General features: G+C 66.0%; 13 protein-coding genes. 9 read left to right on the top strand and 4 right to left on the bottom strand.

From position 1 onward, the window contains the following. Positions 1-2 precede the first annotated feature (2 nt). From gyrB to QLQ15_RS03975, 8 genes are all read left to right on the top strand, one after another. Complete coding sequence (gyrB, locus tag QLQ15_RS04010) at positions 3-2,462, top strand: DNA topoisomerase (ATP-hydrolyzing) subunit B (protein WP_283211560.1); 2,460 nt, start codon at positions 3-5, stop codon at positions 2,460-2,462. A 132-nt stretch (positions 2,463-2,594) separates the two neighbouring features. Continuing rightward, positions 2,595-3,398, top strand: a complete 804-nt coding sequence (locus QLQ15_RS04005; protein ID WP_283211559.1) for a M48 family metallopeptidase — start codon at positions 2,595-2,597, stop codon at positions 3,396-3,398. A gap of 127 nt (positions 3,399-3,525) precedes the next feature. Then, positions 3,526-4,734 (top strand): tetratricopeptide repeat protein, encoded by a 1,209-nt coding sequence (locus QLQ15_RS04000; protein WP_283211558.1) that lies wholly within the window; start codon positions 3,526-3,528, stop codon positions 4,732-4,734. Positions 4,735-4,884: 150 nt separating this feature from the next. Further along, positions 4,885-5,556, top strand: a complete 672-nt coding sequence (locus QLQ15_RS03995; protein ID WP_283211557.1) for an energy transducer TonB — start codon at positions 4,885-4,887, stop codon at positions 5,554-5,556. 73 nt (positions 5,557-5,629) lie between these two features. Next, a complete protein-coding gene (locus QLQ15_RS03990) occupies positions 5,630-6,382 on the top strand; it encodes a MotA/TolQ/ExbB proton channel family protein (protein ID WP_283211556.1) in 753 nt (250 codons plus the stop codon). Between the two features lie 49 nt (positions 6,383-6,431). Continuing rightward, positions 6,432-6,851 (top strand): ExbD/TolR family protein, encoded by a 420-nt coding sequence (locus QLQ15_RS03985; RefSeq protein ID WP_283211555.1) that lies wholly within the window; start codon positions 6,432-6,434, stop codon positions 6,849-6,851. Between the two features lie 15 nt (positions 6,852-6,866). Further along, positions 6,867-7,283: an ExbD/TolR family protein gene (locus QLQ15_RS03980; protein ID WP_283211554.1), complete on the top strand. Its 417-nt coding sequence runs from the start codon at positions 6,867-6,869 to the stop codon at positions 7,281-7,283. Between the two features lie 122 nt (positions 7,284-7,405). Next, positions 7,406-7,816 carry an ExbD/TolR family protein gene (locus tag QLQ15_RS03975; protein WP_283211553.1) on the top strand — a complete coding sequence of 137 codons (411 nt, stop codon included), beginning with the start codon at positions 7,406-7,408 and terminating at the stop codon, positions 7,814-7,816. 24 nt (positions 7,817-7,840) lie between these two features. On the opposite strand, the gene QLQ15_RS03970 is transcribed toward QLQ15_RS03975, so the two are convergent. From QLQ15_RS03970 to cls, 4 genes are all read right to left on the bottom strand, one after another. Further along, positions 7,841-8,608, bottom strand: coding sequence for a pyridoxine 5'-phosphate synthase (locus QLQ15_RS03970; RefSeq protein ID WP_283211552.1), 768 nt, complete (start codon positions 8,606-8,608; stop codon positions 7,841-7,843). 40 nt (positions 8,609-8,648) lie between these two features. After that, a complete protein-coding gene (locus QLQ15_RS03965) occupies positions 8,649-9,137 on the bottom strand; it encodes a hypothetical protein (protein WP_283211551.1) in 489 nt (162 codons plus the stop codon). 120 nt (positions 9,138-9,257) lie between these two features. Continuing rightward, entirely contained in the window at positions 9,258-9,524 is a 267-nt protein-coding gene (locus QLQ15_RS03960; RefSeq protein ID WP_283211550.1) for a hypothetical protein, read from the bottom strand. 120 nt (positions 9,525-9,644) lie between these two features. Continuing rightward, positions 9,645-11,081 (bottom strand): cardiolipin synthase, encoded by a 1,437-nt coding sequence (gene cls, locus QLQ15_RS03955; RefSeq protein WP_283211549.1) that lies wholly within the window; start codon positions 11,079-11,081, stop codon positions 9,645-9,647. Positions 11,082-11,168: 87 nt separating this feature from the next. On the opposite strand from cls, the gene QLQ15_RS03950 reads away from it, so the two are divergent. After that, positions 11,169-12,257, top strand: a complete 1,089-nt coding sequence (locus QLQ15_RS03950; RefSeq protein WP_283211548.1) for a PA0069 family radical SAM protein — start codon at positions 11,169-11,171, stop codon at positions 12,255-12,257. The last annotated feature ends 161 nt before the right edge of the window (positions 12,258-12,418 follow it).

The raw sequence follows: 12,418 nt of genomic DNA, 5'->3' as shown, positions 1-12,418 counted from the left end.
GCATGACCCATACTGAGCACGACACCCTGCAAGACCCGATCGCCACCGCTCCCGTTTCCCAGAACTACGACTCCAGCAAGATCACGGTGCTGAGGGGTCTGGAAGCCGTGCGCAAGCGCCCGGGCATGTACATCGGCGACGTGCACGACGGCACAGGCCTCCACCACATGGTGTTCGAGGTCGTCGACAACTCCATCGACGAAGCCCTGGCCGGCCACGCCGACGAAGTCACGGTCACCTTGCACGCCGACGGTTCCTGCTCGGTCTCCGACAACGGCCGTGGCATCCCCGTCGACATCCACAAGGAAGAAGGCGTCTCCGCGGCCGAGGTGATCCTCACCGTGCTGCATGCCGGCGGCAAGTTCGACGACAACAGCTACAAGGTTTCCGGCGGCCTGCACGGCGTGGGCGTTTCGGTGGTCAACGCGCTGTCCGAGCACCTGTGGCTGGACATCTGGAAAGACGGCCACCACCACCAGCAGGAATACAAGCTGGGCGAGCCGGTATACCCGCTCAAGCAGCTGGAAGAAACCACCCGCCGCGGCACGACGCTACGCTTCCTGCCGGCGAAGGAAATCTTCACCGACATCGAATTCCACTACGACATCCTGGCGCGCCGCCTGCGCGAGCTGTCGTTCCTGAATTCCGGCGTCAAGATCACCCTCACCGACGAACGCGGCGACGGCAAGCGCGACGTCTTCCAGTACGCGGGCGGCATCGCCTCGTTCGTCGAGCACCTTGCGCAGCTGAAGAACCCGCTGCACCCGAACGTGATCTCGGTGTCCGGCGAAATGAACGGCATCACCGTGGACGTCGCCCTGCAGTGGACCGACGCCTACCAGGAAACGATGTTCTGCTTCACCAACAACATCCCGCAGAAGGATGGCGGCACCCACCTCATTGGTTTCCGTGCCGCGCTCACGCGCACGCTGAGCAACTACATCGAACAGAACGGCATCGCCAAGCAGGCCAAGATCACGCTGTCGGGCGACGACATGCGTGAAGGCATGATCGCGGTGCTGTCGGTGAAGGTGCCGGACCCCAGCTTCTCCTCGCAAACCAAGGAGAAACTGGTCAGTTCCGAGGTGAGGCCGGTCGTTGAGAGCACGTTCGGTGCACGTTTGGAGGAGTTCCTGCAGGAACACCCCCACGAAGCCCGTGCCATCGCCGGCAAGATCGTCGACGCCGCCCGCGCCCGCGAGGCCGCGCGCAAGGCCCGCGACCTCACGCGACGCAAGGGCGCGCTGGATATCGCCGGCCTGCCCGGCAAGCTGGCCGACTGCCAGGAGAAGGACCCGGCGTTGTCGGAACTGTTCATCGTCGAGGGTGACTCCGCAGGCGGCTCGGCCAAGCAGGGCCGCAATCGCAAGACGCAGGCGATCCTTCCGCTCAAGGGCAAGATCCTCAACGTCGAGCGAGCGCGATTCGACCGCATGCTCGGCAGCGCCGAAGTCGGCACGCTGATCACCGCGCTGGGCACGGGCATCGGCAAGGACGAGTACAACCCGGACAAGCTGCGCTATCACCGCATCATCCTGATGACCGACGCGGACGTCGACGGCAGCCACATCCGCACGCTGCTGCTCACGTTCTTCTACCGGCAGATGCCGGAGCTGATCGAGCGCGGCCATGTCTACATCGGCCTGCCGCCGCTCTACAAGATCAAGCAGGGCAAGAACGAGCTGTATCTCAAGGACGATGCCGCGCTGGATGCTTACCTGGCGAACAACGCCGTGGAAGGCGCTTCGCTGGTGCCAGCAGTGAACGAACCGGCTATCGAAGGTGCCGCGCTGGAAAAGCTGCTGCTGGCCTACGCTGCGGCGCGCGAGGCGATCGGACGCAACGCCCACCGTTACGATCCGGCCGTGATCGAAGCGCTGATCGATTCGATTCCGCTGGATGCCGCCGCGCTGTCTGACCACACCGCGCTGCGCAGCGAATTCGATGCTCTGGAAGCCCGCCTCAACCGCGGCGGCCTGGGCAGGCCGCGCTACAAGCTGGAACTGCACGAAGGTGCCGGCCAGCCTGCGCTGCTGGTCAAGCGCCTGCACATGGGCGAGGAACTCACCCAGGTGCTGCCGCTGTCGGTCTTCGAGGCAGGCGAACTGCGCCTGGTCCGTGAAGCCGCCGCGCAGCTGCATGGGCTGATCCGCGAGGGTGCGCAGATCGTGCGCGGCAGCCGCGCACAGCCCATCACCAGCTTCGCCCAGGCGCAGGCCTGGCTGCTCGAGGAGGCCAAGAAGGGCCGGCAGATCCAGCGCTTCAAGGGCCTGGGTGAAATGAACCCAGAGCAGCTGTGGGAAACCACGGTGAACCCGGAAACCCGCCGACTGCTGCAGGTGCGCATCGAAGACGCGGTCGCCGCCGACCAGATCTTCAGCACCCTGATGGGCGACGTGGTCGAACCGCGCCGCGAGTTCATCGAAGACAACGCACTGAAGGTCGCCAACCTCGACGTCTGACGACCGCCCGTCGCCTGCCCGTGGCTCCCGGCTGACTTGGGGCCACGGACGGTTGCCGCACGTCCGCCGTGTTGACGACCTGTTAATCCGTTGGACGCTACAAACCCTGACAGCCCTTCTGGGACGCCCAAGATGAAACGTGCACTGCTCGGCGCGGTGATTGCCTGCCTGGTCACGGCCTGCGCCACGACCACCTCGCCCACCGGGCGCAAGCAGTACGTCGGAGCGGTCTCCCAGGACCAGCTCAACCAGCTTGGGGCGCAGGCGTTCGCCGACGCCAAGTCCAAGCAGAAGGTCAGCAACGACGCACACAAGAACGCCTATGTGCGCTGCGTGGTCGACGCCATCACCCGTGAGCTGCCCGCCGGGTGGCAGACCCAGTGGGAAGTGGCGCTGTTCGAGGACAGCTCGCCCAACGCCTTCGCCCTACCGGGCGGCAAGGTCGGCGTGAACACCGGCATCTTCACGGTCGCGAAGAACCAGGACCAGCTCGCGGCGGTCATCGGCCACGAAATCGGTCACGTCGTCTCGCGTCACCACGACGAGCGCATCACCAAGCAGCAGGGCACTTCGACCCTGCTCGGCATCGGCAGCGCCATCCTCGGGTCCGCGTACGGGTCGGGTGTGGGCAACGCCGCCGGACAGCTGGGCGGCGCCGCCGCGCAGACCTTCTACCTGCTGCCGAACTCGCGCACCCAGGAGAGCGAGGCGGACGTCGTCGGCCAGCAACTGGCCGCCAAGGCGGGTTTCGATCCGCGTCAGGCCGTGAACCTGTGGGAGAACATGCTGGCCGTTGGTGGCAGCCGGCCGCCGCAGTGGCTCTCAACGCACCCTGACCCGCAGTCGCGCATCAGCGAACTCAACGCACGGGCCAGCAGTCTGATGCCGACGTTCGAACAGGCTCGTGCCGCGGGCCATACGCCTAAGTGCGGTTGAAGAACCCGGATTAGGAACACAAAACCCCGTATCACTGGCCTGTGCGTTTCTGTTAGCGTGACGCCCCCCTGGCCTGGTGCCAACTCCCCGCCCCACACGGGTGCGGGCCGCCGATTTGAGGTCCTCGATGAACAAACTCTCGCTTCGTAACCGTCGTGTCCTGGTCGCGGCCGTGAGCGCCGTGCTGGTGCTTGGCACGGTCAGCCAGGTCCATGCGCAGGCGGCCCGCCGCGCCGAGGAGCGCCGCGCCAGCCAGTCCCAGGGCAAGGCCGGCAAGGTTGTCGAGGAGTACCCCAACGCCACCCGCAAGGTGCCGGAAGGCAAGGCCTCCTCCAAGGCCGCTCCGAAGCTGGCCAAGATGATGAAGGCCTACGAGAGCGAGAAGTCCGCCGAAGCGCGAGCGATCGCCGACGAGATCATCGCCAATCCGGACTTCAACGCGTACGACCACGCTTTTGCCGCGCAGTTCGCCGCGCAGATCGCTTACGACGGCGACGATTCCGCCGCTGCCAAGAAGTACCTGCAGCAGGCGATCGATTTCGACGCTCTGGACAACAATGGCCATTACGGCTCGATGTACACGCTCGCCCAGCTGCAGCTGCAGGACGACCAGTACGCCGAGTCCCTGAAGACGCTCGACCGCTTCTTCGCCGAGACCAAGAGCACCAAGCCGGAACAGCTGGTGGTCAAGGGCAACGCCCTGTATCGCCTGGACCGCGCCGCCGAGGCCGCTGCGGTGCTGAAGCCGGCGATCGACGCCACCCCGGAGCCGAAGCCCGAATGGCTGCAGCTGCTCATGGCCGCCTACGCCGAGTCCGGCAACGCCGCCGAGGCCGCCAAGCTGGCCGAGAGCGTCGCCGCCAAGAGCCCGACCGACAAGCGCGCCCAGCTGAACCTGGCCGCCGTCTACCAGCAGAACGATATGCTGGACAAGTCCGCTGCCATCCTCGAGAAGCTGCGCGCCAGTGGCCAGCTGACCGACGACCGTGAGTACCGCCAGCTCTACGCCACCTACCTGAATATGGATGGCAAGGAGAAGGAAGCGATCTCGGTGATCAATGAAGGCCTGCAGAAGGGCGTTCTCAAGCCCGACTACCAGTCCTACCTGGCCCTCGCCCAGGCGTACTACTTCTCGGACCAGACCAGCCAGGCCATCGATGCCTACAAGAAGGCCGCCCCGATGGGGCCCGATGGCGAGGCTTACCTGAACCTGGCCCGCGTGCTGTGGCAGGAAGACCGCATTCCCGAGGCCAAGGAAGCCGCCAAGCAGGCCGTCGCCAAGGGTGTGAAGAAGCCCGACGACGCCAAGAAGATCCTCTCGCTGCCCGCCAAATAAAAGGCAGCGAAATCAGACTAATCGCGCTTGGACCCACGCGCGCGATTTGGTATATGCTAGGAGGTTCCCGCGGCTCGAACCAGCCGCAGGAATCGTATCTGACGGCCCGAGGCGCCCTGGCGTCCGGAATTACTTCCTGAGCTACGGCGCATGACGCAAGACCTCGAACTCCACGAAAGAAACGACGACCGCGAAGGTCTGAACTGGGCGCGTATCGCCGGTATCACCATTGCGATCGCCTTCCACGTCGCCGCCCTGCTCCTGTTGCTCGCACCGATGGCTCCTCCGGCGCAGCAGCAGAAGGAAGAGGAAGTGACGTTCGTCAACCTCATCAAGCCGCCGCCGCCGCCCCCGCCGCCGCCGCCGCCGCCGCCGGAACCGCCGAAGGAGCTGAAGCCGCCGCCGAAGCTGACTCCGCCGCAGCCGTCGCCGTTGCCGCCGCCGCCGGAAGAGCCGCCGGTGCTGGTGGACGACCCGAGCCCGGTCGACGTGGCCGCCCCGCCGCCGAGCCCGCCGTCGCCGCCTGCGGCCGCGACGAACATCGGCTCCAGCGTCGACCCGTCGTCCAGGCGCCTGAACCCGCCGAAGTACCCGCCGACGGAAGCCCGTCAGGGTGTGGGTGGCACGGTTGTGCTGGTCATCACCATCGACGGCCAGGGCAACGTGCTTGACGTCTCCGTCGAGAAGTCCAGCCGCAACCGCAACCTCGACCGCGCCGCGATGGATGCTGCCCGGAAGTGGAAGTTCAACCCGCAGATGGAGAACGGCGTTGGCGTGACCAGCAAAGTTCGCGTCCCGGTCGATTTCGTCCCGCCGACCTGATCGGGGTCACGGGGCCTAGTAGCAAGCAATCCGTAACACCATCCTTTTCCACGACATTTCAAAGGTAAGCGTCATGCTGCAGGAAACCACCACCGCTGCGACTGCCGGGGGCTCCAACGCCCAGGCACTTCAGCAGATGAGCTTCGCCCATCTGTTGCAGAACTTCGACTTCGTCGGCTGGGTCGTCTTCATCACCCTGGCCATCATGTCGGTTCTGTCGATCTACTGGATCGTGGTGAACTTCGTGAAGAACCTGCGCCTGCGCGCGAGTTCGGACCGCGTTGTCAGCACGTTCTGGGAAACCCCGAACGCTCAGGACGCCATCCGCTTCATGGAAGAGCAGGGCCGTTTCGAGCCGTTCTCGAAGATCGCCCTCGATGCTGCCCAAGCGGCTGCGCACCACCAGCGCCACGAAGGTTCGCGCCTGGTTGAGTCGCTGAACCGTTCCGAGTTCGTCGATCGCGCCCTGCGTCAGGGTGTGACCCGCGAGAGCTCGAAGCTGGAAGCCGGCCTGACCGTGCTCGCCACCGTCGGTTCGACCGCTCCGTTCGTCGGTCTGCTCGGCACCGTGTGGGGCATCTACCACGCCCTGATCCGCATCAGCGCGACCGGCCAGGCGTCGATCGACGCCGTCGCAGGTCCGGTGGGTGAAGCGCTGATCATGACCGCCATCGGTCTGTTCGTCGCAATCCCGGCGGTGCTGGCGTACAACTTCTTCACGCGCCTCAACCGCGTCACCAACAACAAGTTCGACACCTTCGCGCACGATCTGCACGACTTCTTCGCCACCGGCTCGCGCGTCGGCGAAGTGGCTGCGAAGCGCTAAGAACTCGTTCTAACAACGACACCCTCTAGCAGTAGGTTGGAGTTTCGTAATGGCCTTCAGTACTGGCGATAGCGGCGGCCCGATGGCCGAGATCAACGTCACGCCCCTCGTGGACGTGATGCTGGTTCTGCTCATCATCTTCATGATCACCGCACCCCTGATGTCGCATAAGGTCCAGGTCGATCTTCCCCAGGCGAATCTGGACAAGCGCGACACTCAGGCTCCGCCCGTTCCGCCGATCAGCATCACGGTGGAAGACAACGGCAGCCTGTACTGGAACGACGAGCCGGTGACCAAGGATCTGCTTGAGAGTCGTCTGTCGATCGAAGCGCAGAAGACCCCGCAGCCGGCGATCAACGTCCGCGGCGATAAGACGACCAAGTACCGCATCGTTGCTGAAGTGGTGCAGATTGCGCAGGCCCAGGGCATGCGCAAGGTCGGCTTCATGGCGCTCAAAGAACCTCGCTGATCCGGAGATCCAGTAATGGCATTTGCATCGAAATCCGGTGGCGGTCCGATGGCGGACATGAACGTCACGCCCCTCGTGGACGTGATGTTGGTTCTGCTGATCATCTTCATGGTGACGGCGCCCCCGCTGACGTATCCGATCGAAGTCAACCTGCCGCAGAAGTCAATTAACCCGCCTCCGCAGACGAAGACGCCGCCGCCGCCGATCAGGCTGCGCATCGACGCCTCCGGTCAGGTGTTTTGGAATGACGCGCCCCAGCCCCTTACGGCGATCCAGAACATGATGGAAGTCGAGGTCCAGCGTGACCCGACCAACCAGCCCATGCTCGAGATCGACACCAGCCCGGACGCCGATTACGGCATCCTGGCCAAGGTGCTGGCCCACGCGAAGAACGCTGATATGGATAAGATCGGTTTCGTGCAGAACGACTGATCGCGTGACACTTACCGTCGTGAAAACGCCGCCTCCGGGCGGCGTTTTTTTTTGGCCTCTTGCGAACCCGTGGGCGCCGGGCGTAGCGTGAAGGCGGGCATGGGGCCCCCAGGAGGTAGCGCATGGCCGTCTCCGCATTCCACGATTCCCGCCGTTCCTCCCACACCGAAATGGCGCAGATGAACATCACGCCGCTGGTGGACGTGATGCTGGTGTTGCTGGTGATCTTCATGCTCGCTGCGCCGGCCATGACCGGGCAGATCGACCTTCGCATCCCGCAGCCAGTCGACCGGCCAGACCGCCCCGAACCACCGCCGCGTGTCGCGCTTCAGGTCGATGCGTCGGGGCAGTACACACTCGACGGCGTGGCGATGGGGCGTGCCGAACTGCCACAGGCCCTGCGCGAGCTGGCTCAGAACCAGCCGGGGACCGTCCTCGAAATCGCCGCCAACGCGGATGCCGACTACCAGTCCTTCGCCTGGATGCTGGCCGAGGCCCAGCGCAGCGGCGTGCGCGATATCGCCTGGAAGTAAGAGATGTCGGGACGGCCGGTCGCCTCAGCGGCCGGCCGTCAGGATCCGCAGGTAAGAGCGCACGGTCGGCCCGAGGCCGTCGTACAACGCCTCGCCAATCAGTGCGTGGCCGATGGAAACTTCCAGCACTCCGGGTACGTGCTTCAGGAAGAAGCCCAGGTTCTCCTGGCTCAGGTCGTGCCCTGCATTGACGCCCAGCCCGGCATCCTGCGCGCGGCGTGCTGCTTCGGCGAAGTGGGACGCCATGACGGCCGCATCGCCTTCCGCGAACGCCTCCGCGTACGGCCCGGTGTACAGCTCAACGCGATCGGCCCCAATCGCCGCAGCATGCGCGATGCCGCTGCGTCCTGCCTCGGTATGCGCATCGGCGAACAGACTCACGCGGCAACCCAACGCCTTGAGCGCATCGACATGCGGCCGAAGTGCGCTGTCGTCGCGGACGAAGTCGAAGCCGTGGTCCGAGGTCAGCTGCGCATCGCCATCCGGAACCAGCGTCGCCTGCGCCGGCCGCACCAGTTCGCACAACGCGAGGAAGCCGGGATAGCCCTCGCGCGCGGGTGCGAACGGATTGCCCTCCAGGTTGAACTCCACCCCGCGCGAGCGCGTGATCTCGGCCAGCGCGAGCACATCGTAGGCGCGGATGTGGCGGGCGTCCGGTCGAGGGTGCACGGTGATGCCGTGCGCGCCTGCATCGAGGCATTGGATGGCCGCACGCACGACGTCCGGCTCGTTGCCGCCGCGCGAATTGCGCAGCACCGCGATCTTGTTGACGTTGACGCTGAGAAAGGTCACGGCACGACGCTCTTCCGAGGCATCGCCCCGCGGTAATGGCTCATTGGCAAGGCACTTTACTCTCGCTGTAGATCACCGGCTCCCAGTAGGCTCCACTGAGAATCTCGTTCCGGTGCGCATCGATCAGCTGCGCGCCCAGAAGGTAGGTCGTGTCCGGCTTCACGTCCAGCGTCACCTTCTTGTACGCACCCGAACGCTGATCGCGTTGCTTGAGCTCGACGTCGTCGAACTGGTTGGTATCGATGAGCTCGGCGACCTCCAGCACGTGGGGACCCGCCGGTAGGCGGAAGCTGCGCGACCTCGCTGGGCCAGGCAACGTGCCATCGATGCTGATCAGACGGGCGCGAAACAGGTTCTGGTTGCGCGGAGCGACGTCGAACACACTCACACGACCGCAGCCCGCTGCTGCGGGTCCGGCGGCCGGAGGCGCATTGTTCGGTGCAGGCGCCTGCGCGTGTGCGATACCCATTGCGCACACGCCCAGCGACATCATCAGCGACCACACGGCGGGTCGATACATCGTCCTCATGGCGATCTCCCGGGACACCGGCGCGGACGCGCGGCTGGCAGCAGGAAACGCGGGAATCCCGGTTCGCCCGGGATCCGCAGGTCGATGTTAGCGCAGCGCCCGTGGGCGCCGCGCGGGCGCTCAGGTACCGGGCGAGGCCGGCGGGTTGCCGTTGGCCGCGGCGCGACGCGCTTCGGCCTGCTCACGCAGGCGGCGCAGCTCGGCCGGGTCCAGGATCATGGACGTGTCGCGACTCTGGCTGTCCACGCGCTGCGCGAGCAGCTTCATGACCCACGCAAGGAACAGTCCAAGCGAAAGCAGCAGGCATATCACCAGCACCGCGACCGACGTCGTCTTGAAGGCGACGGCCAGCGCTACCAGCGCAAACAGGAGATAGAGCCACTGCATGGGGGATGCTCCTCGGAGTGCCAAGCGGCCGCAGTTTAGCGCGCGTCCCGCGGGGCGAAACGGCCGGCCGCCTGCCGTGGGCGACCGCCGGTCAGCCGGAATACGGGAAGGCCAACGCCGTCACAGGATGGGCGAAACCAGGCGGGCCAACGCCTCGGGGATGCGGGTGCCCCACAGCGGTTGCGGGCGATCGGAACGCACCCGTGGGGCCAGGTTGCACTCGCCCTGGATCAGGCGCGCCAACTGCTCCACCAACGGCCGATCGCGGAACAGGACCGAGATCTCGAAGTTCAGCCGGAAGCTGCGGTGATCGAAGTTGGCGCTGCCGACGATGGCCAGGTCGTCGTCGCACAACAGCGCCTTGCTGTGCAGCATGCGCGGGCCGTACTCGTGGATCTTCACGCCCGCCTCCAGCAACTCGTCGAAGTACGATCGCGCGGCCAGCGTGACCAGGCGGCTGTCGCACACCCGGGGTACCAGCAGCCGCACATCCAGCCCGCCGAGCGCGGCCGACGTGAGCGCCATGCGCGCCGCCTCGCCGGGCACGAAATAGGGCGTGGCCAGCCACACGCGTCGCTGCGCCGAATGGATCGCCGCGACGTGCACGCGATGGATCGCCTCCCAGGAGGAATCCGGCCCGGACACCAGCACCTGCGTCGCGATGGTGCCGCGCACGGGCGCGGGGTTGTGCAGCTTCAGCGGAGGCTGGCCCGTCGCATACGCCCAGTCCTCGATGAACACCAGCTGCAGCTCGCGCACGACATCGCCTTCCAGGCGCAGGTGCAGGTCGCGATAGGCGTCCTTGCGAAGGCGCTCGTCCTCTTCGTCGGTGATGTTGATGCCGCCGGTGAAACCCACGTGCCCGTCGATCACGACGATCTTGCGGTGCGTGCGCAGGTTCAGCCACGGGCGCTTCCAGAACCAGTGCAGCTTCATCGGATGGAACCACGCCACCTCCGCGCCTGCATCGATCAGCGGTTGCAGGAAGCGCTGCTTGGTCTTGCCCGAGCCGACTGCATCCAGCAGCAGCCGCACCTGCACACCGGCCTTCGCGCGCTCGACCAGCGCATCGCGAAGCAACGTGCCCGTGCGATCAGGCAGGTAGATGTAGTACTCCAGGTGGATGTGTTCGCGCGCCTGCGCGATGGCTTCCAGCAGCGCGGTGTACTTGGCTGCGCCATCGACCAGTAGATCCGCGCGCGTGGCGGTGATCGGCGGCAACCCGGTCGTTGCCTGCGCCAGCCGGGCCAGTTCGATCGCGTCGGGCGTCGGGATCAGGCCTTCGGGCGGCGGCGGGAGCGTCGCGCGCGCGCGCACGCGCCGCAGCCGCTGACGGTGTACGCGCTGTGGGCCGAAGAAGTAGTAGATGACGAATCCGATGTACGGCAGCGCCGCCAGGCTGATCAGCCAGCTCAGCGTCGCCACCGGCTCGCGCTTCTGCAGCACGATCCACAGGCCCAGCCAGATGAGATAGCCCAGCCACCCCAGCGTCAGGTAGATGGCCAGGTTGGGAACCGAGGTGAACGCGTTCCACGCGGTCTGCAGGGGGGCGGGCATGCCGGGCGTCTCTCCATCCGTCCGTTCAGCGAAGCGGCGCCGATTCCGTCTCAGGGGATGCGACGCGGCCGGGCTAGGCTAAGGCGGATGGACGACGCCCGCAAAGCCCAGGCTCCGATCAAAGGTCGCGGTGCGGCGTCGCACGTGGACGGTCGCTATGCGGTGACGGTCGCGCGCGGCGAGGACGACGGCTGGGGTTCGGTCTACGAAGACCTGGCGGATGCCGCGCCGCTGCAGACGCAGGTCACCGAGGAGCGGGCGCGCAGCATCATCAGCCGCAACGATTCGCCCGACATCGCCCAAAGCGCGTCGGTGAATCCCTACCGTGGCTGCGAACACGGCTGCGTGTACTGCTTCGCGCGGCCCTCCCACGCCTACCTGGACCTGTCGCCCGGCCTGGATTTCGAAACCCGGCTGTTCGCCAAGACCAACGCCGCCGAACGGCTGCAGGCGGAACTGGCGCGCCCGAACTATCGCTGCGTGCCGCTGGCCCTGGGCATCAACACGGACTCCTACCAGCCCATCGAGCGGCGCTACCGCGTTACGCGCTCGGTGATGGAGGTGCTGCATGCCACCTCGCATCCTTTCAGTCTGCTCACCAAGAGCGCGGGCGTCCTGCGCGATCTGGACCTCATCGCGCCGATGGCGCGTCGCGGCCTGGTCAGCGTCGCCTTCTCGGTGACCACGCTCGACAACCATCTGTCCGCGCGCATGGAACCGCGCGCCGCGGCGCCGCATGCGCGCTTGAGGGCAATGAAAACCTTGTCGGATGCGGGCGTTCCGGTCGGCGTGATGGTCGCGCCCACCATCCCCATGATCAACGACCGCGAACTGGAGCAGATCCTTGAGGCCGCGCGCGACCACGGCGCGACATCGGCGGGGTACGTCCTGTTGCGCTTGCCGCACGAACTCACCCAGGTCTGGCGCGAGTGGTTGCAACTCCACTATCCGGACCGTGCCGCGCACGTGATGAGCCTCATCCAGCAGATGCGCGGCGGCAAGGACTACGACAGCACGTTCGGATCGCGCATGCGCGGCGAAGGCCCGTTCGCGCAACTCATCGCCCAACGGTTCGCCAAGGCCCACCGACGACTGGGCTTCGGTCGCTATCCCGCGCTGGATACCGGCCAGTTCACCCCGCCGCGCAAACCCTCGCCGCAAGGCGAGCTGTTCTGACCGGCCCGCTGCGCAACCGGCATCCACGTCCGCGCGAAACTGTGCGTTCGCTGTCCGTTTAACCCTTCCGCTCGCGTTGGAATGAGACGCGGCGCACCCCTGCACCGCACCGTCACGACAAGCTTGGCTACAATTTCGCCAGCGAGAGGAAACACGAGTCA

This window comes from Lysobacter stagni, assembly GCF_030053425.1.
GTDB classification, from domain to species: domain Bacteria; phylum Pseudomonadota; class Gammaproteobacteria; order Xanthomonadales; family Xanthomonadaceae; genus Lysobacter_J; species Lysobacter_J stagni.
This window is presented reverse-complemented; position numbering and strand designations above follow the sequence as displayed.

What these genes read in the sequence shown, in the direction of transcription:
- gyrB (WP_283211560.1), top strand. Translation starts at nt 3, where the DNA reads ATGACCCATACTGAGCACGACACCCTGCAAGACCCGATCGCCACCGCT.
- QLQ15_RS04005 (WP_283211559.1), top strand. Translation starts at nt 2,595, where the DNA reads ATGAAACGTGCACTGCTCGGCGCGGTGATTGCCTGCCTGGTCACGGCC.
- QLQ15_RS04000 (WP_283211558.1), top strand. Translation starts at nt 3,526, where the DNA reads ATGAACAAACTCTCGCTTCGTAACCGTCGTGTCCTGGTCGCGGCCGTG.
- QLQ15_RS03995 (WP_283211557.1), top strand. Translation starts at nt 4,885, where the DNA reads ATGACGCAAGACCTCGAACTCCACGAAAGAAACGACGACCGCGAAGGT.
- QLQ15_RS03990 (WP_283211556.1), top strand. Translation starts at nt 5,630, where the DNA reads ATGCTGCAGGAAACCACCACCGCTGCGACTGCCGGGGGCTCCAACGCC.
- QLQ15_RS03985 (WP_283211555.1), top strand. Translation starts at nt 6,432, where the DNA reads ATGGCCTTCAGTACTGGCGATAGCGGCGGCCCGATGGCCGAGATCAAC.
- QLQ15_RS03980 (WP_283211554.1), top strand. Translation starts at nt 6,867, where the DNA reads ATGGCATTTGCATCGAAATCCGGTGGCGGTCCGATGGCGGACATGAAC.
- QLQ15_RS03975 (WP_283211553.1), top strand. Translation starts at nt 7,406, where the DNA reads ATGGCCGTCTCCGCATTCCACGATTCCCGCCGTTCCTCCCACACCGAA.
- QLQ15_RS03965 (WP_283211551.1), bottom strand. Translation starts at nt 9,137, where the DNA reads ATGAGGACGATGTATCGACCCGCCGTGTGGTCGCTGATGATGTCGCTG.
- QLQ15_RS03960 (WP_283211550.1), bottom strand. Translation starts at nt 9,524, where the DNA reads ATGCAGTGGCTCTATCTCCTGTTTGCGCTGGTAGCGCTGGCCGTCGCC.
- cls (WP_283211549.1), bottom strand. Translation starts at nt 11,081, where the DNA reads ATGCCCGCCCCCCTGCAGACCGCGTGGAACGCGTTCACCTCGGTTCCC.
- QLQ15_RS03950 (WP_283211548.1), top strand. Translation starts at nt 11,169, where the DNA reads ATGGACGACGCCCGCAAAGCCCAGGCTCCGATCAAAGGTCGCGGTGCG.